A 21,763-nucleotide genomic window follows, 5' to 3' on the forward strand; every position below is an offset into this window, starting at 1 on the left:
TTTCATTGCAGCACCAATCTCCAGGGTGTCAATGCGCCATCAAGGCCCGGACATGGGCCGCCGTGCCGCTAGCCAGGCCTTCCAGGCTATAGCCGCCTTCCAGGACAGACACCACGCGCCCGCGCGCCGTCTCGTCCGCCACGCACATCAGTTCGCGCGTGATCCAGAGGTAGTCCTCATCCGTGAACTGCAGCCCACCCAGTGGATCCAGTTCATGCGCGTCAAAGCCGGCGGAAATGATGAGCAACTCGGGGGCGAACTCCCGCAGGGCTGGCAACAGTTGATCGGACATGGCCTTGCGGAAGGACGCGGAACCGGTACCGCGTGGAAAAGGCACGTTGACGATGTTCCCCGCGACCCCTGTTTCCTGACGCAATCCGGTACCGGGGTAGAACTGCGATTGATGGCAGGAACCGTAGAAGAGATTGGGATCGTCGTAGAAAGTGTTCTGCGTTCCGTTGCCATGGTGGACGTCGAAGTCCACCACCGCCACGCGCTGGATGCCGTGCGCGGCCCTGGCATGCAGAGCAGCAATGGCTGCCTGATTGAACACGCAAAAGCCCATGGCGTGGCCCGCCTCCGCGTGGTGGCCACAGGGCCGCGTGGCGCAAAAGACGTTGCGCACCGCACCGCTCACCACGTCATCCACACCCGCGCAGGCCGCGCCAACACTGCGCATCACGGCCTCCAGGGTGCCCGGCGACATGATGGTGTCACCACCGTCCAACATCTGGTAGCCCTGCGCGGGCGACAGGTCTTGCACTTCCTGCACGTACTCGGGCGTGTGCACGCGCAGGACTTGATCGTAGGTACCGACCGGGGCATCGCGCCAGACGGCATGGGAAAACTCCGGTGACTTGAGGGCCGCCAAAACGGCCTCCAGACGTTCGGGGGATTCCGGGTGATGCGGCCCGGGCCGGTGCTCCAGGCAGGCGGCATGGGTGTAGATCAGGGTGGACATGGCAGGGGTCTCCTTATTTTTGGGGGCGGGTCGTTCAGCCGCTGTTTTACACGGATTCAACACCTCGCCCGACCTTGAGCCTTCCAAAACCCGCTCCTAGAATCGTCCTCTGTTACACAACAGTTACACTCATCCCCTTCAACGCTGACCTTGCGAGGGTGCCATGGCTGAAATCATCTGGAAAGAATCTCCCCTGACCTGGACCGCCCATGTCAACGATACCCCCGTCTGCACCCTCAAAGGCAAGGACATCGGGGGCTGGTCCGCGAGTTGGCTGGACGGGCGTGTCTGGCCCGCGCCCGCCCATCTGCCCAAAGCCACGCCGCAGTCGGTCCGCTTTTTCGCGAACCTGAACGAGGCCAAGGCGGCCGTCGAACAGACAGTCAAATCCTGAGACTGGCCGCACCCCAGCGGCAAAGCCCGCGCATGAACCGATACGCCTGCTTACGCCGCCTTCTGAAAGACAAACTGGCCCGGCGCCTGGATCGGATCCACGTCCACGTTGATGGCGTCCTTGGGTCCGAACTTGCCTTCCAGCAACAACCTGGACAAGGGGTTTTCAATGCGCTGCTGAATGGCCCGCTTCAAAGGTCGCGCGCCAAACACCGGATCAAATCCAACCTTCGCGAGCTCGGCCAGGGCCTTGTCCGAGACCTGCAGTGACAATTCCATCTTGACCAGACGGTCCTGCAGACCCTGCAGCTGGATCTTCGCGATGCTCGCGATATTGGCCGCATCCAGGCCATGAAAGACCACGGTCTCGTCCACGCGGTTCAGGAATTCCGGGCGGAAGTGGTTCTTCAACTCACCCCAGACCGCGTCCTTCACGTCCTCGTAGGGCCGCCCCACCATGTTCTGGATGAGCTGTGAACCAATGTTGCTGGTCATCACGATGACCGTGTTCTTGAAGTCCACGGTCCGCCCCTGGCCATCCGTGAGGCGACCGTCGTCCAGCACCTGCAGCAGCACGTTGAAGACATCGGGGTGTGCCTTCTCCACCTCGTCCAGCAGCAACACGCTGTAGGGCTTGCGGCGCACGGCTTCGGTCAGATACCCCCCCTCCTCATAGCCCACGTAGCCGGGCGGCGCGCCGATCAGGCGAGCCACGGAATGCTTCTCCATGAACTCGCTCATGTCGATGCGCACGAGGTGGTCCACGCTGTCGAACAGGAATCCCGCCAACGCCTTGCAGAGTTCGGTCTTGCCCACGCCCGTGGGCCCGAGGAAGAGGAAGGAACCTGTGGGACGGTTCGGGTCGGACAGGCCCGAGCGCGAACGACGGATCGCATTGGCGACAGCCGCGATGGCCTCGTCCTGACCCACCACGCGCTCGTGCAGCTTGTCTTCCATGCGCAGCAGCTTGTCCTTCTCGCCCTGCATCATCTTGGCCACGGGGATGCCGGTGGCACGGCTGACCACCTCGGCGATCTCCTCCGCACCGACCAGGGTGCGCAAGAGGCGCGGCGCCTTGGAATCGCCGCCCGTCTTCGCGGCTTCGCTGGCCTGCACTTCGGCAAGGCGCTTCTCTAACTCAGGCAGCTTGCCGTATTGCAACTCGGCCACCTTGTTGAAATCGCCCTTGCGCGTCAGCTCCTCGATCTGCCCCTTGAGCTTCTCGATTTCCTCGCGCAGGTGCTGGCCACCCTGGGCCTGGGCTTTTTCCAGCTTCCAGATCTCGTCCAGGTCGGCGGCTTCCTTCTGGAGTTTCCCGATTTCGTCCTCGATCAAGGCCAGGCGCTTCTGGGAGGCCTCGTCGGTCTCCTTCTTCATGGCCTCGCGCTCGATCTTGAGCTGAATCATGCGCCGATCCAGCTTGTCCATGACTTCCGGCTTGGAGTCGATCTCGATCTTGATCTTGGCCGCCGCTTCGTCGATCAGGTCGATGGCCTTGTCGGGCAGGAAGCGGTCGGTGATGTAGCGGTGGCTCAACTCCGCTGCGGCGACGATGGCGGGGTCGGTGATGTCCACGCCATGGTGGACTTCGTACTTTTCCTGCAGGCCACGCAGGATGGCGATGGTCTGCTCCACCGTGGGTTCGCCCACCAGCACCTTCTGGAAACGGCGCTCCAGTGCGGCATCCTTCTCGATGTACTTGCGGTATTCATCCAGCGTGGTGGCGCCGATGCAGTGCAACTCGCCACGCGCCAGTGCGGGCTTGAGCATGTTGCCGGCATCGATGGCTCCCTCGGCCTTGCCCGCCCCAACCATGGTGTGGAGTTCGTCGATGAAGAGGATGATGCGGCCTTCGTCCTGCGCCACCTCCTTGAGCACGGCCTTGAGTCGCTCTTCGAATTCGCCGCGGAACTTCGCGCCAGCCAGCAGGCCAGCCATGTCCAGTACCAGGACGCGCTTTTCGCGCAGGCTCTCGGGCACTTCGCCATTGACGATGCGCTGGGCCAGCCCCTCGACGATGGCCGTCTTGCCCACGCCGGGCTCCCCGATCAACACGGGGTTGTTCTTGCTGCGGCGTTGCAGTACCTGGATGGCGCGGCGGATTTCGTCGTCACGGCCGATCACCGGATCCAGCTTGCCCTGACGGGCACGCGCCGTCAGGTCGAGTGTGTATTTCTTGAGCGCCTCGCGCTGACCTTCGGCGTCGGGGTTGTCCACCTTCTCGCCGCCCCGCACGGCCTCGATCGCCGCTTCCAGGGCCTTGCGCGTCAGGCCGTTGGCCTTGGCCATGCCACCCACGTCCCCCTTGTCGCCGGGCTTCGCGTCGGCCACGGCCAGCAGGAAAAGTTCGCTGGCCAGGTACTGGTCGCCACGCTTGAGGGCCTCTTTCTCGGCCGCTTGCAACAGGCCGTGCAGATCGCGCCCGACCTGCACCTGCTGCTGGCCTTGCACCTCGGCCAGCTTGTCGATGCCGGCCTCGGCCGCGGCCAGCAAGCCGGAGGTGTTGACCCCGGCGCGCTGCAGCAGGGCCTTGGGCCCGTCCTGCTGGCGCAACATGGCCGCCAGCACGTGCACTGGCTCAATGTATGCATGGTCCTTGCCCAACGCGAGGCTTTGCGCCTCGCCCAGGGCTTCCTGGAATTTGGTGGTGAATTGCATGGTTTGAACAGTAAGAAAGTCTGCTTCACAGCATGAGGGTGAACCCAGGCGTTTTCAAGGGTGATCTCCTTGCGCCAGCCTCGCGCGACGCATACTTGCCTGCATGAGTGCCTTTTTCTGCGCCCTGCCTTGGCCCAACCTGGCCTCCCTGTTGACCGCCTGGGGTTTCTGTCTGTCCGCGCCCGCGACGGCCCAGACCTCCGCCACGACCATCGCGGTCCAGGAAGTCGCCGCCGGTCTGGCCCATCCCTGGGCGCTGGCTTTTTTTCCGGAAGGCGACACGTCCGGCGCCCGTTACCTCGTCACGGAGCGTGGCGGCAGCCTGCGCCTCATCGACGCCAGCGGGCAAGTGCGCCAGCCGGTCCAGGGGCTTCCCGCCGTGCGGGCCGTGGGACAAGGCGGTCTGCTGGACCTGATGCTCGACAGCGACTTCGTCCGCAACCGCACCCTTTACTTCTGCTATGCCGAGCCGGATGGCCGAGACTCGGCACTGTCCGGGACGGCGCTGGCGAGCGCGCGCCTGAGCGTCGACGGCACGCGCCTGTCCGAGCTGCGCGTGTTGCTGCGTCAGACGCCCAAGGTGAACAGCGGCAACCACTATGGTTGCAGGATCACCGAAGGTCGGCGCAGTGGCGTCTCACCGGGCGGAACCCTTTTCGTGGCCCTGGGCGAACGTTTCAGCTACCGCGATCTGGCGCAGACCCTGGACAACCACCTGGGCAAGGTGTTGCGCATCGGCAAGGATGGGAGTGTGCCTGCGGACAATCCTTTCCTGAACCGGTCCGGGGCCAAGCCGGAGATCTGGAGCTACGGCCACCGCAATCCGCAGGGCCTGGTGATGGCACCGGACGGCGCGCTGTGGGAACTGGAGCACGGTCCCATGGGAGGTGATGAGATCAACCTGCCCCGACCAGGCTCCAATCACGGCTGGCCCCTGGTCAGCCAAGGGCGCAACTACGACCTGAGCGCCGTCGGCACGGGCCGGCAGGAGCACCCCGGGACCGAGCAGCCGCTGCATTTCTGGACGCCGTCCATCGCACCTTCGGGCATGGCCTTCGTCACCAGCGCGCGCTACGGCCAAGACTGGGTGGGCAATCTGCTCGTCGGCTCGCTCAAATTCGGCTACGTGGCTCGGCTGGAACTGGAGCCGCCCTCGCCTGGGCGCGCCCAGGGCCGGGTAGTACGCGAAAGCCGGATGGTCGAACCCAAGGCCATTGGCCAGCGCGTGCGCGATGTCCGGCAGGGACCGGACGGTTTCATCTATGTGCTGACCGACCATCCGCAAGGCCGATTGCTGCGGCTGGTACCGGCGGGCTCGTAGCCCACTCAAGCCAGGATGGCTCGCTGGCAAACCGGTCGCACGCGCCACGGCGTCAGAACATCTCCCAATCCTTGGCGCTGTCACTCGCTGCCTTGGCGCCGGACGGGACGGCGCTTCTTGGCGACTGAGGTTGCGCCGGGGCCGCAAGTGGCCTGGCGGACGAAGCCGCAAGCGACTTGCCGGCGGATACCCTGGGCTGCAGGCTCTTGCGCGCGGCCAGGGAGCGCCCCGCCTGCGTCTGATCGGGCGAGCGAGCCCCGTGGGCGTCCGCGGGTCGGGTGGTAATGCCGAACGCGTTGGTCGTGTCCACGCCCACATGAAAGACAGAGACCACGCTGGCCAGCCGATGGGCTTGGTCACGCATGCCAGATGCCGCGGCCGATGACTCTTCCACCAGGGCGGCATTTTGCTGCGTCATCTGGTCCAGGTTCACCACGGCGGCCTTGACCTGACCAATGCCGTCCTTCTGCTCGGAGGCTGCGGCGGCGATTTCACCGATCAGATCGCTCACGCGCTGCACGCTGCTGACAATTTCTTCCATGCTCTGGCCGGCCTGGGCCACCTGCGCCGTGCCCATGTCGACGTTCTGCACGCTGGCGGCGATGAGCGCCTTGATCTCCTTGGCCGCGTCAGCGCTGCGCCCGGCCAGCGCGCGCACCTCGCCCGCCACCACGGCAAAACCCCGACCTTGTTCACCCGCGCGCGCGGCTTCGACGGCGGCGTTCAAAGCCAGGATGTTGGTCTGGAAGGCAATGCCGTCGATGACACCGATGATGTCGTTGATCTTTCTGGACGAATCGCTGATCTGCTGCATGCTGCCCACCACTTGCTGTACCACGCCGCCGCCGTTGCGCGCGGCCTGGGCCGCCTTGGCCGCCAGCTGATTGGCCTGGTGCGCCGTGTCGGCGGACTGCGTGACGGTGCTCGTGAGCTGCTCCATGGAAGCGGCGGCTTCTTCAAGATTGGCCGCGGTCTGTTCAGTGCGGGCCGACAAGTCGGCATTGCCCGTGGCGATTTCATTGGCCGCCGACGCGACGGATTCCACCCCCGAGCGCACCTCGCCCACCACGTTGCGCAACTTGCCGTTCATGTCCGCCAAGGCCTTGAGCAAGGTCCCGAACTCGTCGGAACGATCGACCTGGATGGTCTTGGTCAGGTCGCCGTTGGAGATCGTGCCCGCCGCGCTCACGGCTTGCGCCAGCGGCCGGGTGATGCTGCGCGTGAACAGGCGGACGATGAAGACCCCCAAGAACAGCACCACCAGCACGACGACGATGCCCATCGTGGTCTGGGTCTTGAGCTTGCTCATCGCCTCGGCATCCGCCTCATCCTGCTGCCGGTGCTGCAGCTCCACGAACTTGTCGATGGCGCCAAGGTACAGGGCGATGGCCGGCAAGTGCTCGTTTTCGCGCAGGGTCTTGACCCCCGCCGCGTCACCCGCCTTCTTAAGCTCGCTGACGCGGGCCGAGATCTTGAGCACCTTCTCGCGCTCCGCCGAAATGGCGGCAAATGCGGCTTGGTCATCCGCGCTGGTGGCGATGTCGCCCAGGCGCTTCTGTGCCTGAGAACTGCGCCCCTGAGCCTCCTTGAGTTGGACCATGTAGCTGGCAGCCTGCGCGTCGGATTCGGCGGTGGCCACCGTAGACGCCACTGTCGACGCCACCTGGGCCACGCCACGCCAGCGCTCGGCGGTCGCCACGCGCTCGCTGGCTTGTCGGCTCTTGTCCATGGACTTCGTCATGCTGTGCAGCACGTTGGCATAGGTCACAGCCACCGTGACGAATAGCAGCAGCATCAAGCCCATGGTGGTCAGCCACAGCTTGGTCGAGACGCGCATATTGTTCAAATTCATAACCATCTTCTCTTTGTCGAAAACCTGTCCTTCTACAGAGGGCCGTTTCGCAGCCCTCCCCGGTTTGCAAAGAAGCGTATCACTGGCAGTGCATGCCACCGCAACTCAAGTGTTTCCAACCGTCTCCAGCACGTCCAGGCCGCAGGCCTGCCGCAGCACCGCTTGCGCCTGCGCCCAAGCCTGTCCCTGCGCCGCCGTGTCAGACCACGCGACGAAATGATCGGGTCGCACCAGAATCAGGCTCGCTTCATAACGCTGGCATTCACCTTGCGCAGCATCTTCCACCACGGTCAGCGGCAAGCCCATGGCCTGGGCCGTCTGCTTCAAGGCCTGAACCTTGTCCGCCGCCGCGCCGAAAGCCAGCAGAGTGAAACCTGACCCCAGCGTTTCGTACACATTGCGATTCTGGTGCCGGGCAGACAGCTGCGCGGGCGCGAGATGGTGCCCGGCGCGGGCTTGGAAGGTGTGCGTTCCGATGGCGCTGCCCCCTTGCGTCCGGGCCTGGCTCACGGAGCCCGGCTCGTCCACGATGGGCGAGCCTTCGTAGTTCGGCTCGAAGGCATGCACCTCGCCCACGGCAAACGCGCTGCGGCCTTGCCAGGCCTGCTCGAAGGCGGCGCGATCCCGTTCGGGGTCGAAGGTGCGCAAGAACTGTCGGTCGGTTTCGATGGACTTGGCGATGAAGTCGCGCGCGGTGGACTCGAACACCGGACGACGCTCCTGGTCATAGGAGTCGAGCAAGGCCTTGCCACCCCAGCCCTGTAGCGCGGCAGCCAGCTTCCAGCCCAGGTTGCGTGCGTCCTCGAAACCGGTATTGACGCCATAACCGCCATAGGGCGGGTGACTGTGTGCCGCGTCACCCGCGACGAAGACACGACCGGAACGATAGCTGTCCGCGATGGCGAAACGCAGGTCCCAGAAGCCGACGTGCTGAAATTCGACGTCAAACTCCGCGCCCACGGCCTGGTGCAGGTAGGCACGGAAATCGAAGTTGTCGCGCGTCGTTCCGGGCGGAACGGGGGCATGGAAGAACCAGGTCTCACCCAAGTCGACACGGCCAAAGAACTTCCAGTATCCATCCAGCTCCGGCTGCAGGACGTTGTAATACGACTTGCCGGGGTAACGCTTGAGCAACTCGTGCAGTTGATGTGAGCGGAAGACCAGCAGAACCATCATGCGATCGTGATCCGAAAGCGTCTGCGTGATGCCTGCCTGCGCGCGCACCAGCGAACGGCTGCCGTCACAGCCCACCATGTAGTCAGCGTGTATGGTCAGTTGCCGCGCCCCGCTGGCTTCAGCAGCATCCTCATGCGCCACCGCGATCACCTCCACGGCATCCGGCCCAGGCTTCACTTGGTCCACGCGCCAGCCGTAGCGGACCTGTATTGTCGGCAGTTGCGCCACGCGGGCACGCAAGACGGCCTCGGTCGCATACTGAGGCAGGCGCTCGTTGGCCTTGTAGTAGTAAGGACGCACGAGCTCGCGCTGCATCCAGTCGTAGTGGTAGGGCCCGAGCAGGGAACCGTAGGCCGTCAGACCGCCGATGCCGTAGTCCGGCGGGATCGTGCGCGCGGCACGCAGGGCCGGCTCCGCGCCCCAGAAATGGAAGTGCTCCATCGTGCGCTGCGTCAGGTTCTGCCCCTTGGGGATGGGCTGCGGCTCGCGGTAGCGTTCGATCAACACGCAGTGGATACCGCGCTGTCCCAACTCGATGGCCAAGCCCATGCCCACCGGGCCGCCGCCGACGATGGCAACCTGGGTTGAAAGGCTTTGGGTGGATGAATTCTTTTCTGCTTGCATGTCAGTGGTCGTGGCGTGTTTCACCACGCGCCAGGTTTCACCATGGCGCGCGTGATTGGAAACGGTGTTTTCGGATGGGTGTTCTGGCTGTCTCAGTCGGCTGTGATGCCGTTGCGCCGGATCACCTCGCCCCAACGGGCGTAGTCCTTGACGACGATGTCACCCAGTTCCTTGGGCGCGGACCAGGCGGCGTCCAGGCCCGCCTTGCCCAGCGTCTCGCGCACTTCGGGCAGCTTCATGATGGCCACGAGCTCGCTGTTGATCCGATTCACGATGGCGACCGGGGTCTTGGCCGGCGCGGACAGGGCGTACCACATGTCCACCTCCACGCCCTTGACGCCGAGCTCACCAATGGTCGGCACGTTCTCGGCCACCGGGTGCCGCTTGGCGCTGCCGACCGCCAGGGCCTGCAGCTTGCCACTGTTGACGAAACCGGCCGCGATGTGCACGGGCAGGAAGCCGACATTGATCTCGCCTGACAGCAGATCGGTGGTGTAGCCCGCAGTGCCTTTGTAGGGCACGTGCAGCATCGACAGGTGGGTCTGGGTGTTGAAGAGTTCCATGGCCATGTGGTGCGGCGTACCGACGCCCGGGGAGCCATAGCTGATGGCGCCCGGCTTGGCCTTGGCGCGGGTGATCAGTTCTTCCAGGGTTTTGATGCCGCTCTTGGGACTGGCCACCAGCATCAACGTGCCCCAGGCCGTCATGGACACGGGCGCGAAATCATTGACCGGGTTGAAGGGCACATTCTTGTAGAGCTGCGAGGCGATCAGCATGGTGTTGGCGCCCATCAGCAGGGTGTAGCCATCGGCCGCGGCCTTGGCCACCTGATCGGCGCCAATGTTGCCGCTGGCGCCGGGGGTGTTTTGCACCACCACGGGCTTGCCCAGGCGCTCACCCAGAAGCGGGGCCACGGTGCGTGCGATGGTGTCCATGCCGGTGCCCGGCGTGAATGGCACGATGATCTTGATCGGCTGGGCCGGCCAGGTCTGCGCCAGCGCGGCGCCTGCCCACAAGGCAGTTGCCAGCAGAGCGGCTCCCAGCATGAACAGTGCGCCGGTTCGTCCCGTGTTTTTCATGTCGATGTCTCCATGTGTCATTGGTGGAATTTGCTTCATGCCAGTTTGAACACTGCCTCGGCATTGCTCTGGAAAAATTGACGCTTGTGCTCGAGTGGCAGGTCCATGGCATCGAGCAGGTTGACCTCGTCCACGGCGTACTGGTAGGGATAGTCCATGGCGTACATCACACGATCCACGCCCATGAAGGCCTGGGTGAACTTGATCGCGTGCTCCCAGGCTACGCCGCTGTTGGTGATGTAGAAGTTCTCGCGCAGGTAGTCGCTGGGCCGTTTGGCCAGCGGCTTGACACTCTCATAGCGCTTGGACCTGACGGTGGCCTGGTGCATGTAGTCCAGCCGGTACGCCCAGAACGGCAGGGCCTCGCCCATGTGGCCGAGGATCATGCGCAACTTCGGAAAGCGATCGAACACGCCCGCCGTGATGATGCGCAGCGCGTGCAGACCGGTCTCGACGCCGAAACCGTAGATCGCGCCGTCCAGGCCCGCCTCCTGGAAATAAGGCAGCATGCCCGGCGGCAACGCATTCGGGTGCAAGTAGATCGGCGCGTCATGGGCTTCGGCTGCGGCGAAGATGTCCCAGAACTTGGCGTCGGACAGGTACTCGCCCTGGGTGTGCGAGTTGATGATGACGGCATTCATGCCCAGGCGGGTCACGCCGCGTTCGATTTCCTTGGCCGCGGCCACCGGGTCCTGCGGGGCAATGGCGATCATGCCCGCCAAGCGCGTGGGATGGCGGCGTACCGCCTCGGCCAGTTCATCGTTGGCTGTGCGCGCGAAGGACACGGCGGTGGCACGGTCCATCACCTGCACGCCCGGCGAGGTGATCGCGACCACCGCCTTGTCCACGCCGGCCGCGTCCATGTGCTGCAGGCGCAGTTCATCCAGATCGACCAGGCAACGCATGATGTGCTGAGCCCGCTCGCTGGGGCTGCTCATGTAGAAACCCATCAGGCCATGGAAGCCCGGATCCACATCACCGCGCTCGAACAACTTGCGGTAGAGGTCCAGCATATCCCGCGGTGCCCAAGCCTCCTCCGTGGCGATGCGCAGATAAGGCACCTTTTGCGGCGCGTGTGGCTGCCCCAGATCGGGCATTTTCAGTTCCATGCGGGTCTCCATGATTCTGGGATGGTCAGGATGAGCGCATGCTAATTAAGCACGGAAAGAACAACAATACGTAAATTCAAGGCAACACCTTTTCCAAATCGAGTTAAATAAGGGAAACAGCATCCGACTCATGGACACCCTGGTCAATCTGCAAACCTTCGTCGCCGTGGCCGAAACCGGCAGCTTCTCCGAAGCCGCGCGCCGCGCGGGGCTGGCGCCCTCGGTGATCGCCAAACGCATCGACCAATTGGAGTGGCGTATCCGCGCCCCACTCTTCATCCGTTCGACGCGCAAGCTCACGCTCACCGATGTAGGCGAACGCTACCTGCCCGAACTGCGCCATCTGGTGCGGCAGATGGACGACACGCTCAATGGCATGGCCCGGGCTGACGGCGAACTGGAAGGGCACATCCGCGTCAAGATCCCGACCACACTGGGCGTGCTTTACCTGGGCGACCTGCTCAACCGCTTCTTGCAGGAACAGCCCCGCATCAGCATGGAAGTGGTGCTGGCCGATCGTTCAGTAAATCCCATGGAGGAAGGGTTTGACTTGGCCATCGGTGCGCGGCCCGAGTCCTACGGCCAGGTGCAGGACCTGCCGCTGAGCCCCATCCGCCGCTACCTCTGCGCCGCGCCCGCCTATCTGGCGCGCAGGGGGTGGCCCGACAGTCCCGCCGATCTCTTGGCCCACGATTGCCTGGTGCTGGCCACGACCGGCACCCGCTGGGAACTGCAGGGCCCCCAGGGCCTGGTCGGCGTGGAGGTGCGACCCAAGTTGCGCAGCAACGACGGCATGGCCCTGCACGCGGCCGCGCGCGCGGGTCAGGGCATTGCCTTGCTGGCCGATTACCTGGTCGAACCGGATCTGCGCAGCGGGGACTTGCAGGAAGTGCTGCCCGACATGCGACTGCCCGGGCTTTGGCTGAAAGCGCTGGTGCCCGTCAACCGCATCGATCTGCCCCGCATCCAGGCCCTGCTGCTGTGGCTGCGGCAGCAGTTGGGAGAGACACCGCCCTGGACCCGACCAACGGCCGCTGGCGCTTGAGTCGCGAGGTCTGCCTTGGGCGCCGGCATGCTTCAAGCGCGACAGACAGATCACGCATTGCGCACCGAAATGCCCCAGCGCGCCAGGGCCTCGTCGTCGCTCACGCGCGCATCCACCCAGTGGGCGCCTTGGGGCGTGGTTTCTTTCTTCCAGAACGGTGCCTGGGTCTTGAGGTAGTCCATCAGGAACTCACAGGCCTGAAAGCTCTGCCCACGGTGTGCGGAAGTGACGGCGACCAGCACGATCTGGTCCAGGGGCTGAAGCAAACCCACGCGGTGGATCACGCGGGCAGCATAAATGTCAAAGCGCTGCAGCGCCTCGTCGATCATGCCTTCGATGGCCTGCTCGGTCATGCCGGGGTAATGCTCCAGCTCCATCGCGCTGACAGCCGCAGCACCGAGCGCCGCCGGGCCGCCCCAAGGCGCGAGAGCCCCCTCAGGGGGCAGCGTAGACACACCCGTTCCGGGCGTGGGGACACTGTTCCTGTCGCGCACCGTCCCGATGAAGCTGCAGACCGCGCCCACGCGGGCGTCGCGCGCGCGCAAGGCCGCGATTTCGGCGGCCACATTGAAGTCGTCGGTCTGGATGGAAACACGCGCTGCTGTCATGGATCGGATTGTGGCATCGCTATACTGGCGCGCATGTCCATGCCTTGCATCCTGCTTCCGCAAGCCGCCCTCCTGGGCCGGCCCGTGCGCGTGGCCGGCGTGGACAATAAAGCCAAACCCCAGCTCATCTGACCGGAGCTGCGGTTCCGTCGTCGGATGCGCGACGGAACCGCCCTCCTGCACTCCCCGGCATTTCGCGCGATTTCGACGACGGTCATTCGACCGGTCGCTTGTAAGGAACACGCGTGCTCACTTCCACGTCCCCCACCCGCGCCGACGCCCATCACGGCATCGGAACCCTGCCCAGCGGCGCCTCTCTCTCCAGCCCGAAGCGCTATGCCGGCCTCTGGATCCCCCTGGTGACGCCATTTCGCGATGGTGCGCTTGACCTGCCCGCCCTGGGCCAGCTGATCGACCACCTGCGCAGACAAGGCGTGCGCGGCTTCGTGGCCTGCGGGTCCACGGGCGAAGCCGCGGCACTCGACGCCGACGAACAATTGGCCGTGCTCGATGCCGTGCTGGAGGCGGCCCAGGGCCTGCCCGTCATCATGGGCGTGAGCGGCTACCACCTGCCCAAGCTGCGCAACTGGGTACGTCAGCTGGCATCTCGCCCGCTGGTAGGACTGCTCACACCCGCGCCGCTGTATGTGCGGCCTGCGCAAGCCGGGCTGCTGGACTGGTTCCATGCGCTGGCCGACAGCAGTACAGCGCCGCTGATCGTCTACGACATCCCCTACCGCACGGGCGCGCACATCGGAACGGACACCCTGCTGACACTGGCCGCGCATCCCAACATCCAGGCGATCAAGGACTGCGGCGGTGACGCGGGCAAGACGCTGGCCCTGATTGCCGATGGTCGACTCGACGTACTCGCGGGCGAGGACCTGCAGCTCTACGCCACCTTGGCCCAGGGCGGCGTGGGTGGCATCACGGCCAGCGCCCACCTGCGGACAGCGTGCTTCGCGGCACTGATCAACCAGATCGCGCAGGGTCGACTGGACGAGGCACGCGCCGAGTGGCTGCGCTTGGTGCCGCTGATCCAGACCCTGTTCGCGCAACCCAACCCCGGCCCACTGAAGGCGGTACTGGCCGGGCAAGGGTACTTGCGCGAGGAGTTGCGTGCGCCCATGACCTCGGTGACTCCCGCGCTGCGCGAACGGCTGCAGGTGTGGATGGGGACCGCGCTTGAACTCTGAACAAACGCCAAGGCCAGAGGATGGATGGCCCTCAAGCGTTCAGGACGCCTCGGAGCAAGGAGCGATCTCGCCCTGAGGCGATGAGGCGCCCCAAGGCCAGGCTCAACCGCCCGTCACTGGCGGGAAGAAGGCCACCTCGCAACCCTCGCGCAAGTCGCCGTTCTCGGCGCTCATGCGCTGGTCCAGCGCCACGCGCACGGCGCGGCTTTTCCCGTCCTGGGATCGGGCCAAGGCCAGGGCATGCGCACCACCGCGCGCGATCAGTTCGTCGCGCAAACCGCCCACCGTGGTCGCACGGGTGTCCACGCCCTCTTCGGCCACGCCCAGGGCCTCGCGGATGGAGGCGAAATACTTGATCCTGACTTTCATGACTTCCTCTTGCCCTTGCGGCGACAGCCTCAGACCATGAACTCCGAGAAGGCGATGAAGCGCACTGGGTCGCCCCGGGCAATGCGCCGCTCGGGCGGGTTGTCCACCAATCCATCGCCCCAGGCCACTGAGTTCAACACGCCCGAGCCCTGCTGCGGGTGCAAGTCCACGCCGCCCGCCGCGTTGCGGCGTGCACGCAAAAACTCACGCCGCTTCTCGGCACGCGTCCATTCGAAATGCGCAGGCAAGGTGACCGCGACCGGCGCCAGGGCCTGCTCAGGCAGCCCCTGCAGTCGCAGCAGGAAAGGCCGCACCAGCAGCAGAAAGGTCACATAGCTCGACACAGGGTTGCCCGGCAGGCCGATGAAGTGCGCCTGGCTTCGCGCCGTGCGCAGCTTGCCGTAGGCGAAAGGCTTGCCGGGCTTGATGGCGATCTGCCACAGGTCCAGCGTGCCCAGGGTCTGCACGGCCGGCTTCACATGGTCTTCCTCGCCCACGGACACGCCGCCGCTGCTGAGGATGAGGTCATGGCCCTCGGCGGCCTGGCGCAAGGCGTTGAGAGTGGCCTCCCGCTGGTCGGGCACGATGCCGTAGTCCGTCACCACACAACCCAGGCGCTGCAGCAGCGTGCGCAGGAAAAAGCGGTTGGAGTTGTAGATCGCGCCCGGCGGCAGTTGCGCGGGTGCCACCGTGCCCGGCATGACGAGTTCGTCGCCGGTGGAAAACAGCGCCACACGCGGGCGCCGCGCCACCGGCAGGCGGTCCAGGCCTATGCTGGCCGCCAGGCCCAGCGCGGCGGGATTCAGGCGCGTGCCCCGCGACAGCACGGTGGCGCCCAGGCGCACGTCCTCGCCCGCGCGGCGGACGTTCTGGCCCGGCCGGGGCAGGACGTTGACCCGCGCCCGTCCATCGTCCAGGGACACGCAGTCCTCCTGCATCACAACGGCATCTGCGCCCGGCGGCAGTTGCGCCCCGGTGAAGATGCGCGCGGCTTCGCCCGGGACCAATGGCTGGTCGGCCACGGCACCGGCGGGGATGCGTTGGCCAACACGCAGCGTGGCACCGGCCGCCACCACATCGGCGCAGCGCACGGCGTAACCGTCCATGGCGCTGTTGTCGCGTGGCGGCACGTTCAGCTCGGACACCAGATCACGCGCCAACACGCGGCCGTCCGCCTCGAAGGTGTCCAGGTCTTCCAGCTCGGGCAGAGGCAGGACCTGCGCGAGCAATTCGGCCAGGGCCGCGTCCAGGGTCTTGAGGGGCGGGCGGGCAGTGTTCATCCCGGTATTGTCTTTCAGCCGAGGTAGGTCTCAGCCAGGTACTCGAAGCGATTGCCCTGTGAGAGCAGCCAGTCCCGCACGGCTTCGGGTGCGTTCAGGTTCAACCGGTCCAGGCCCGTGGGCACGGGCAGACGGCTGGCCTCGTCCGTCGCGATGGCCACGACATACGGGTCGTCCGGATAACAGACAGGCTGCGCGGCATCGGCGCGCCACACTTCGATCTTGGGCAGGTCGCTGTGACGGAAACCCTCCACCAGCACCCAATCCACCACCGGGCTCAACTCCGCCAGCAGGTGGTGCACCTGGGGCTCATGCTCGCGCTCGTATTCGCGCAGCAGGGCCAGGCGTCGGTCGGAAGCCACCAGCACCTCGAAGGCGCCGGCCTGGCGATGCCGCCAACTGTCCTTGCCCGGATGATCGACGTCAAAGCGATGGTGCGCATGCTTGATGACAGACACACGCAGGCCGTGCGCCTTGAACGCGGGAATCAACTGCTCCACCAGCGTGGTCTTGCCCGCGCCGGAGTAGCCCGCGAAACCGACCACGTTCATGCCACGAAGCCCTGGGTGTCCAACATACTCAATGCATCCTGTCGCGGCGACGGCGCTCACGCCCCCGCCAGGCCATGACCAGGTCGTCAGGCCACATGCCGGACGATGTAGTCCTTGACAGCCTGCACGTCCTTGTCCAGCACCGTCACGCGTTTGGGCAACTGTTCGATGCCCGCGAACTTGGCCGGACGCTCCGGTTCACGTCCGAGGGCTTCGACGATGGTGTCGGCGAACTTGATGGGCAGGGCCGTCTCCAGCACGATCATGGGCTGGCCGACCACACGGTTCGCCTGCGCGACCTTGAGACCATCGGCCGTGTGCGGGTCGATCATCAGCCCATGTTGCTCCCAGCTGTCGCGGATGGTGCGCAGACGATCGGCATGGCTGCTCTTGCCGCTGACGAAACCGTACTTCGTTGTCGCTGCGGGGAAAGCGGCGTCCTTGCTCAGATCGAAGACACCCACCCGGCTCAATTGCTCGCCGAACAAGGCCCGGGTCTTCGCCCCATCGCGTCCCAGCAAGTCGAAGATGAAGCGCTCGAAGTTGGACGCCTTGGAAATGTCCATCGACGGGCTGGACGTTTCATGCGTGTCGGCACTGCCGCGCACGCGGTAAACGCCGGTGCGGAAGAATTCGTCGAGCACGTCGTTTTCGTTGGTGGCTACCACCAACTTGGCGATCGGCAGGCCCATCATGCGCGCCACATGGCCCGCACAGACGTTGCCGAAGTTGCCGCTGGGCACAGTGAAGCTCACCGGATCCGACTCATTTTTCGAGGCCTGGAAGTAGCCGGCGAAGTAGTACACCACCTGGGCCAGCAGCCGCGCCCAGTTGATTGAATTGACCGTGCCGATCTTGTACTTGCGCTTGAAATCCAGGTCGTTGCTGACGGCTTTGACGATGTCCTGGCAATCGTCGAAGACGCCCTGGATGGCCAGGTTGTGGATATTCGCGTCCTGCAGACTGAACATCTGGGCCTGCTGGAAGGGGCTCATGCGCCCATGCGGGCTGGTCATGAACACGTTCACGCCCTTCTTGCCTCGCATGGCGTACTCGGCCGCGCTGCCCGTGTCACCGCTGGTCGCGCCCAGGATGTTCAGTTGCTCGCCCCGCCCTCCGTTCCGGCGCGCGAGTTCGTACTCGAACAGGTTGCCCAAGAGCTGCATGGCCATGTCCTTGAAGGCCAGCGTGGGCCCATTGGACAGGGCCTCGAGCCACAGGCCGTCCTCGACGTGGCGCAACGGCACGATTTCGCCGGTGCCGAAAACTTCGACGGTATAGGTCTTGCGGCAAATCGCGCGCAGGTCTTCGGCGGGAATGTCGTCGATGTAGAGCGCCAGGATCTCGAACGCCAGGTCGGCGTAGCCCTGGGGGCTGCGGTGGTAGAGGTCGCGCCACCGCGCCAGGGTGGCCACATCCACCCGCGGATAAATCTCGGGAAGGTACAGGCCGCCATCGGGCGCCAAGCCTTCGAGCAGGATGTCGCAGAAGCGCTTGTTCGCGGCTTCCCCGCGCGTGCTCAGGTACTTCATCAGGTCAGCTCCTCCTTGCGGATGCGCACGATGGGCGCCAGCACGGTCGGCAAAGCCTGCAGCTTGGCGAGCACATCGTTCATCGTGCCCTCCCGTGCCTCGTGCGTGAGCATGATCAGATCGGTCTGCGGCACGGCCTGCGTGCCCTCCCCGTTCAAGCCTGGCGTGGCGCCGTTGACCTCGTCGGCTTCACGCTGCAGCAAGGCGTCGATGCTGATGTCCGCGTCGGCCAGGATGCGCGTCACCTGGGCCAACACCCCCGCTTGATCGGCCACGCGCAGGCGCAGGTAATAACTGGTCACGACTTCGCTCATGGGCAGCACGGGCAGGTTGCTCAGGGCGTCGTGCTGGAAGGCCAGGTAAGGCACGTGATGCTGTGGGTCGGCAGCGTGCAGCCGCACGATATCGACCAGGTCGGCCACCACCGCGCTGGCCGTGGGTTCGGCTCCGGCGCCCTTGCCGTAGTAGAGCGTGGTGCCCACGGCATCGCCGTTGACCACCACCGCATTCATCGCCCCCTCGACGTTGGCGATCAGGCGCTTGGCGGGAATCAGGGTCGGGTGCACACGCAGCTCGACGCCACCCACAGGCTTGCCGGACGCATCACGGTGCGCCGTGCGCTTGCTGATACCCAGCAGCTTGATGCGGTAGCCCAATTGCTCGGCGTAACGGATGTCTTGCGCCGCGAGCTGGGTAATGCCTTCGGTGTAGGCCTTGTCGAACTGGACGGGAATGCCATAGGCGATGGCCGCCATGATGGTGGCCTTGTGCGCGGCGTCGATGCCCTCGATGTCAAAGGTCGGGTCGGCCTCGGCGTACCCCAGGCGCTGCGCCTCCTGCAGCACCACGTCAAAGTCCAAGCCCTTGTCGCGCATCTCGGAGAGGATGAAGTTGGTCGTGCCGTTGATGATGCCGGCGATCCACTGGATGCGGTTGGCCGTCAGACCTTCGCGCAGGGCCTTGATGATGGGGATGCCCCCGGCGACCGCGGCCTCGAAGGCCACGATCACGCCCTGGGCACGGGCCGCGGCGAAGATCTCCGCGCCATGCACGGCCAGCAGGGCCTTGTTGGCCGTGACGACATGCTTGCCGGCCGCAATCGCCTCCAGCACCAGGGTCCGGGCCGTGTCGTACCCACCGATGAGTTCGACCACGATGTCGATCTCGGGATCGCGGATGATCTCGCGCGCATCCGCCGTGACCTTCACATGTGCGCCGGCCGGTGTGGCCGCCACGATGGACTGGGCGCGCGCCAGATTGCGCGCCGCCACGGCACGGATCTCGATGGCCGTGCCCGCGCGGCGCTGGATCTCCTCCTGGTTGCGCTGCAGCACCTGGAACACACCGGCACCCACCGTGCCGATGCCCAGCAGACCTACTTGGATAACTTTCATGTGAACCCGTGAAATCGAAAAGGAAGATGCGCCACGAGGCACTTCAGGCCGTGCCGTGACGACGGCGCCAGTCGTCGAGGAACTTCGCCAGGCGGCCGATGGCCTCGCGCAGGTCGTCCTCGTGCGGCAGGAAGACGATGCGGAAGTGCTGGTTGTCCGGGTAGTTGAAGCCCGAGCCCTGCACCAGCATCACGCGCGTGGCGCGCAGCACCTCCATGAAGAACTGGCGGTCGTCATCGATGGGGTACAACACCGGGTCGAGCTTGGGGAACATGTAGAGCGCGGCCTTGGGCTTGACGCAGCTGACGCCGGGAATCGCGGTGATCAATTCATGGGCCAGGTCACGCTGGCGGCGCAGGCGTCCGCCCTCCTTCACCAGATCCTGGATGCTCTGGTAGCCTCCCAACGCGGTCTGGATGGCGTACTGGCCGGGCACGTTGGAACCCAACTTGATGTTGGCCAACATGTTCAGGCCTTCGATGTAGTCCTTGGCCGCCGCCTTGTCGCCCGAGACCACCATCCAGCCCGCGCGGTAGCCACAAGCGCGATAAGCCTTGGACAGGGAATTGAAGGTCAGGGTCAGCACGTCCGTGGACAGGCTGGCCAAGGCCGTGTGCGACACGCCGTCGTAGAGCACCTTGTCATACACCTCGTCGGCCATCAGCACGAGACCATGCTCGCGCGCGATCTGCACCAAGCCCTTGAGCAACTCCACGCTGTAGAGCGCGCCCGTGGGGTTGTTCGGGTTGATCACGACCAGGCCCTTGGTCCTGGGCGTGATCTTGCGGCGGATGTCGTCCAGATTGGGCATCCAGCCGTTGGCCTCGTCGCAAAGATAGTGCACGGGCTTGCCGCCGGAGAGGCTGGCCACCGCCGTCCACAGCGGGTAATCGGGCGCGGGCACCAGCAGTTCATCACCGTCGTCCAGTAGCGCGTTGGTCGCCATGGTGATGAGGTCGCTCGCGCCATTGCCCAGGTAGATGTCGTCCAGCGTCACCCCAGCGATGCCTTGTTGCTGCGTGTAGTGCATCACCGCCTTGCGCGCGGCGAAAATGCCCTTGCTGTCCGAGTAGCCTGCCGAATTGGGCAGGTTGCGGATCATGTCCTGCTGGATTTCCTCGGGTGCGTCGAAACCGAAAGGCGCGAGGTTGCCGATGTTCAGCTTGATGATCTTCTGGCCCTCGTCCTCCATCTGCCTGGCCGCGTCCACGATGGGGCCGCGAACGTCGTAGAGCACATTGGCCAACTTGGCCGACTTCCGGTGAAGACGTGGACTCATGGCTGCGAGAATGACCTTGAAGAGGAAAATGGCGAGACGAAACCTATAATTTGACCACAGTTCCCCCTGGCTTTCGGCAGCGAAAGTCGCCGCGCCCATGAAACTTCACGCCGATTCGTCCACCACGCAAACCATCCGCGGCCATGGCCCGGGCTGGATCTCCGTGGAATCCGGCGGCCAGATGACGCGCTACACCCACAGCCTGGTGCTCGGTTCGCGTGGACTGTGCCGGGAATGGAACGATCCCACGGAAATCGGGCATTTCGATGACCTGCAAGCAGCGCATTTCGCTTGGCTGGCCCAGACCGAAGCGGGCCGCCCCGAGCTGATCTTGTTCGGCAGTGGCTCGCGCCTGCGCTTTCCGCGACCGCCCTGGCTTCGGGCACTGGCGGATCTGCGCATCGGCGTGGAAACCATGGATACCGCGGCGGCCTGCCGCACCTACAACATCCTCGCGGGTGAAGGGCGGCATGTCGTGGCCGCGCTGCTGCTGGAAACCCCCGCCCCCCCGTTGGCACGGCGAGTTGAGCCGGCGCCACCCTTACTTGCGCACATTCGCACACGCCAGAGCGGGCGCCGGGCCTGCAATACCCCGTCGGGGGCCCGATCGTCGCGGTTTCGGAGTAAAATAACGCCTTCGAGCCGGGCTATCCGAGGCCATTCATGCCGCACTCGTCGCACGCGGCGAGCCTTCGCTTGATGGCCCCTTCCGGCCTCCGCCAACGACATTTGCTGTCACACACGACAAGAGTAAGAGACCCATGGCGATTGTTGTCAACAAACCCCTTCCGGAATTCGAAGCCAACGCCACCGGCGGCACCAAGGTCACCAATACGTCGCACATCGGTCAGACGCTGGTGCTTTATTTTTACCCCAAGGACAACACCCCGGGCTGCACCACCGAGGCCATGCAGTTCCGCGATAAGTACAAGGATTTCGTCAAGGCCGGCGCCGTGGTGTTTGGCGTTTCACGCGACAACATGAAGTCGCACGACGATTTCAAGACCAAGCTGGAACTGCCTTTTGAGCTGATCGCCGACACCGAGGAAAAAATGTGCCACATGTTCGGCGTGGTCAAGAACAAGATCATGTACGGCAAGAAGGTCAAGGGGATCGAGCGCAGCACCTTCCTGATCGGGCCAGACGGCCTGCTCAAGCAGGAGTGGCGCGGCCTCAAGGTCCCTGGTCATGTGGACGAGGTGCTGAAGGTCGCCAAGTCGCTGAAAAAGAAGCCAGCCACCGAAAAAGCGAGTCCCGAGGCCACGGCCTGATTTGCGCGCCGCGCCGGGTTGATGCTTCGTAGCAACGCTCCAGGGTTTACATCCGCGCGAATCCT

Annotated in this window: 18 protein-coding genes and 1 pseudogene; 6 read left to right on the forward strand and 13 right to left on the reverse strand. The window is 64.9% G+C overall.

Annotated features, from left to right (window positions below; genetic code table 11):
* Positions 1-28 precede the first annotated feature (28 nt).
* Positions 29-961, reverse strand: a complete 933-nt coding sequence (locus DW355_RS14340) for a histone deacetylase family protein (RefSeq protein ID WP_131281011.1) — start codon at positions 959-961, stop codon at positions 29-31.
* A 163-nt stretch (positions 962-1,124) separates the two neighbouring features.
* Here DW355_RS14340 and DW355_RS14345 point away from each other — a divergent pair, with 163 nt between their 5' ends.
* Entirely contained in the window at positions 1,125-1,355 is a 231-nt protein-coding gene (locus DW355_RS14345) for a hypothetical protein (RefSeq protein WP_131281013.1), read from the forward strand.
* A gap of 50 nt (positions 1,356-1,405) precedes the next feature.
* Here the strand turns inward: DW355_RS14345 and clpB are convergent, their stop codons facing one another.
* Positions 1,406-4,012, reverse strand: a complete 2,607-nt coding sequence (gene clpB, locus DW355_RS14350) for an ATP-dependent chaperone ClpB (RefSeq protein ID WP_131281014.1) — start codon at positions 4,010-4,012, stop codon at positions 1,406-1,408.
* Between the two features lie 103 nt (positions 4,013-4,115).
* Here clpB and DW355_RS14355 point away from each other — a divergent pair, with 103 nt between their 5' ends.
* Complete coding sequence (locus tag DW355_RS14355; RefSeq protein ID WP_131281016.1) at positions 4,116-5,333, forward strand: PQQ-dependent sugar dehydrogenase; 1,218 nt, start codon at positions 4,116-4,118, stop codon at positions 5,331-5,333.
* A gap of 52 nt (positions 5,334-5,385) precedes the next feature.
* Here DW355_RS14355 and DW355_RS14360 read toward each other — a convergent pair whose 3' ends face one another.
* The 4 genes from DW355_RS14360 to DW355_RS14375 all read right to left on the reverse strand — a co-directional run bounded on the left by DW355_RS14360 (position 5,386) and on the right by DW355_RS14375 (position 11,173).
* Positions 5,386-7,185 (reverse strand): methyl-accepting chemotaxis protein, encoded by a 1,800-nt coding sequence (locus tag DW355_RS14360; RefSeq protein WP_131281018.1) that lies wholly within the window; start codon positions 7,183-7,185, stop codon positions 5,386-5,388.
* Between the two features lie 105 nt (positions 7,186-7,290).
* A complete protein-coding gene (locus DW355_RS14365; protein WP_131281019.1) occupies positions 7,291-8,985 on the reverse strand; it encodes an FAD-dependent monooxygenase in 1,695 nt (564 codons plus the stop codon).
* A gap of 92 nt (positions 8,986-9,077) precedes the next feature.
* Positions 9,078-10,064, reverse strand: a complete 987-nt coding sequence (locus DW355_RS14370; RefSeq protein ID WP_242671183.1) for a tripartite tricarboxylate transporter substrate binding protein — start codon at positions 10,062-10,064, stop codon at positions 9,078-9,080.
* Positions 10,065-10,099: 35 nt separating this feature from the next.
* On the reverse strand, positions 10,100-11,173 hold the full coding sequence (locus tag DW355_RS14375) for an amidohydrolase family protein (protein WP_131281021.1): 1,074 nt from the start codon (positions 11,171-11,173) through the stop codon (positions 10,100-10,102).
* Between the two features lie 130 nt (positions 11,174-11,303).
* On the opposite strand from DW355_RS14375, the gene DW355_RS14380 reads away from it, so the two are divergent.
* Positions 11,304-12,218 carry a LysR family transcriptional regulator gene (locus tag DW355_RS14380; protein ID WP_131281022.1) on the forward strand — a complete coding sequence of 305 codons (915 nt, stop codon included), beginning with the start codon at positions 11,304-11,306 and terminating at the stop codon, positions 12,216-12,218.
* 50 nt (positions 12,219-12,268) lie between these two features.
* On the opposite strand, the gene DW355_RS14385 is transcribed toward DW355_RS14380, so the two are convergent.
* Positions 12,269-12,826, reverse strand: a complete 558-nt coding sequence (locus DW355_RS14385; protein ID WP_131281024.1) for a molybdenum cofactor biosynthesis protein MoaE — start codon at positions 12,824-12,826, stop codon at positions 12,269-12,271.
* Positions 12,827-13,125: 299 nt separating this feature from the next.
* On the opposite strand from DW355_RS14385, the gene dapA reads away from it, so the two are divergent.
* Positions 13,126-14,022, forward strand: coding sequence for a 4-hydroxy-tetrahydrodipicolinate synthase (gene dapA / locus DW355_RS14390; protein ID WP_131282761.1), 897 nt, complete (start codon positions 13,126-13,128; stop codon positions 14,020-14,022).
* A 102-nt stretch (positions 14,023-14,124) separates the two neighbouring features.
* On the opposite strand, the gene DW355_RS14395 is transcribed toward dapA, so the two are convergent.
* The 6 genes from DW355_RS14395 to DW355_RS14420 all read right to left on the reverse strand — a co-directional run bounded on the left by DW355_RS14395 (position 14,125) and on the right by DW355_RS14420 (position 20,427).
* On the reverse strand, positions 14,125-14,391 hold the full coding sequence (locus DW355_RS14395; RefSeq protein ID WP_131281026.1) for a MoaD/ThiS family protein: 267 nt from the start codon (positions 14,389-14,391) through the stop codon (positions 14,125-14,127).
* Between the two features lie 29 nt (positions 14,392-14,420).
* Positions 14,421-15,671 (reverse strand): molybdopterin molybdotransferase MoeA, encoded by a 1,251-nt coding sequence (locus DW355_RS14400; protein ID WP_131281028.1) that lies wholly within the window; start codon positions 15,669-15,671, stop codon positions 14,421-14,423.
* A gap of 14 nt (positions 15,672-15,685) precedes the next feature.
* A complete protein-coding gene (mobB, locus tag DW355_RS14405) occupies positions 15,686-16,222 on the reverse strand; it encodes a molybdopterin-guanine dinucleotide biosynthesis protein B (protein WP_131281030.1) in 537 nt (178 codons plus the stop codon).
* 86 nt (positions 16,223-16,308) lie between these two features.
* Positions 16,309-17,754: a threonine synthase gene (thrC, locus tag DW355_RS14410; protein WP_131281032.1), complete on the reverse strand. Its 1,446-nt coding sequence runs from the start codon at positions 17,752-17,754 to the stop codon at positions 16,309-16,311.
* A complete protein-coding gene (locus tag DW355_RS14415) occupies positions 17,754-19,148 on the reverse strand; it encodes a homoserine dehydrogenase (RefSeq protein WP_131281034.1) in 1,395 nt (464 codons plus the stop codon). Before DW355_RS14415 ends, thrC begins: the two co-directional genes overlap by 1 nt.
* Positions 19,149-19,191: 43 nt before the next feature.
* Entirely contained in the window at positions 19,192-20,427 is a 1,236-nt protein-coding gene (locus DW355_RS14420; protein WP_131281036.1) for a pyridoxal phosphate-dependent aminotransferase, read from the reverse strand.
* Positions 20,428-20,524: 97 nt separating this feature from the next.
* Between DW355_RS14420 and DW355_RS14425 the strand changes: the two are divergent.
* A pseudogene (locus DW355_RS14425) lies at positions 20,525-20,929 on the forward strand (Mth938-like domain-containing protein); the annotation flags it as partial.
* A 259-nt stretch (positions 20,930-21,188) separates the two neighbouring features.
* Positions 21,189-21,698: a peroxiredoxin gene (locus DW355_RS14430; protein WP_131281038.1), complete on the forward strand. Its 510-nt coding sequence runs from the start codon at positions 21,189-21,191 to the stop codon at positions 21,696-21,698.
* Positions 21,699-21,763 lie beyond the last annotated feature (65 nt).

This window comes from Hylemonella gracilis (assembly GCF_004328645.1).
Lineage (GTDB): Bacteria > Pseudomonadota > Gammaproteobacteria > Burkholderiales > Burkholderiaceae_C > Hylemonella > Hylemonella gracilis_B.

What these genes read in the sequence shown, in the direction of transcription:
- DW355_RS14340 (WP_131281011.1), bottom strand. Translation starts at nt 961, where the DNA reads ATGTCCACCCTGATCTACACCCATGCCGCCTGCCTGGAGCACCGGCCC.
- DW355_RS14345 (WP_131281013.1), top strand. Translation starts at nt 1,125, where the DNA reads ATGGCTGAAATCATCTGGAAAGAATCTCCCCTGACCTGGACCGCCCAT.
- clpB (WP_131281014.1), bottom strand. Translation starts at nt 4,012, where the DNA reads ATGCAATTCACCACCAAATTCCAGGAAGCCCTGGGCGAGGCGCAAAGC.
- DW355_RS14355 (WP_131281016.1), top strand. Translation starts at nt 4,116, where the DNA reads ATGAGTGCCTTTTTCTGCGCCCTGCCTTGGCCCAACCTGGCCTCCCTG.
- DW355_RS14360 (WP_131281018.1), bottom strand. Translation starts at nt 7,185, where the DNA reads ATGAATTTGAACAATATGCGCGTCTCGACCAAGCTGTGGCTGACCACC.
- DW355_RS14365 (WP_131281019.1), bottom strand. Translation starts at nt 8,985, where the DNA reads ATGCAAGCAGAAAAGAATTCATCCACCCAAAGCCTTTCAACCCAGGTT.
- DW355_RS14370 (WP_242671183.1), bottom strand. Translation starts at nt 10,064, where the DNA reads ATGAAAAACACGGGACGAACCGGCGCACTGTTCATGCTGGGAGCCGCT.
- DW355_RS14375 (WP_131281021.1), bottom strand. Translation starts at nt 11,173, where the DNA reads ATGGAACTGAAAATGCCCGATCTGGGGCAGCCACACGCGCCGCAAAAG.
- DW355_RS14380 (WP_131281022.1), top strand. Translation starts at nt 11,304, where the DNA reads ATGGACACCCTGGTCAATCTGCAAACCTTCGTCGCCGTGGCCGAAACC.
- DW355_RS14385 (WP_131281024.1), bottom strand. Translation starts at nt 12,826, where the DNA reads ATGACAGCAGCGCGTGTTTCCATCCAGACCGACGACTTCAATGTGGCC.
- DW355_RS14395 (WP_131281026.1), bottom strand. Translation starts at nt 14,391, where the DNA reads ATGAAAGTCAGGATCAAGTATTTCGCCTCCATCCGCGAGGCCCTGGGC.
- DW355_RS14400 (WP_131281028.1), bottom strand. Translation starts at nt 15,671, where the DNA reads ATGAACACTGCCCGCCCGCCCCTCAAGACCCTGGACGCGGCCCTGGCC.
- mobB (WP_131281030.1), bottom strand. Translation starts at nt 16,222, where the DNA reads ATGAACGTGGTCGGTTTCGCGGGCTACTCCGGCGCGGGCAAGACCACG.
- thrC (WP_131281032.1), bottom strand. Translation starts at nt 17,754, where the DNA reads ATGAAGTACCTGAGCACGCGCGGGGAAGCCGCGAACAAGCGCTTCTGC.
- DW355_RS14415 (WP_131281034.1), bottom strand. Translation starts at nt 19,148, where the DNA reads ATGAAAGTTATCCAAGTAGGTCTGCTGGGCATCGGCACGGTGGGTGCC.
- DW355_RS14420 (WP_131281036.1), bottom strand. Translation starts at nt 20,427, where the DNA reads ATGAGTCCACGTCTTCACCGGAAGTCGGCCAAGTTGGCCAATGTGCTC.
- DW355_RS14430 (WP_131281038.1), top strand. Translation starts at nt 21,189, where the DNA reads ATGGCGATTGTTGTCAACAAACCCCTTCCGGAATTCGAAGCCAACGCC.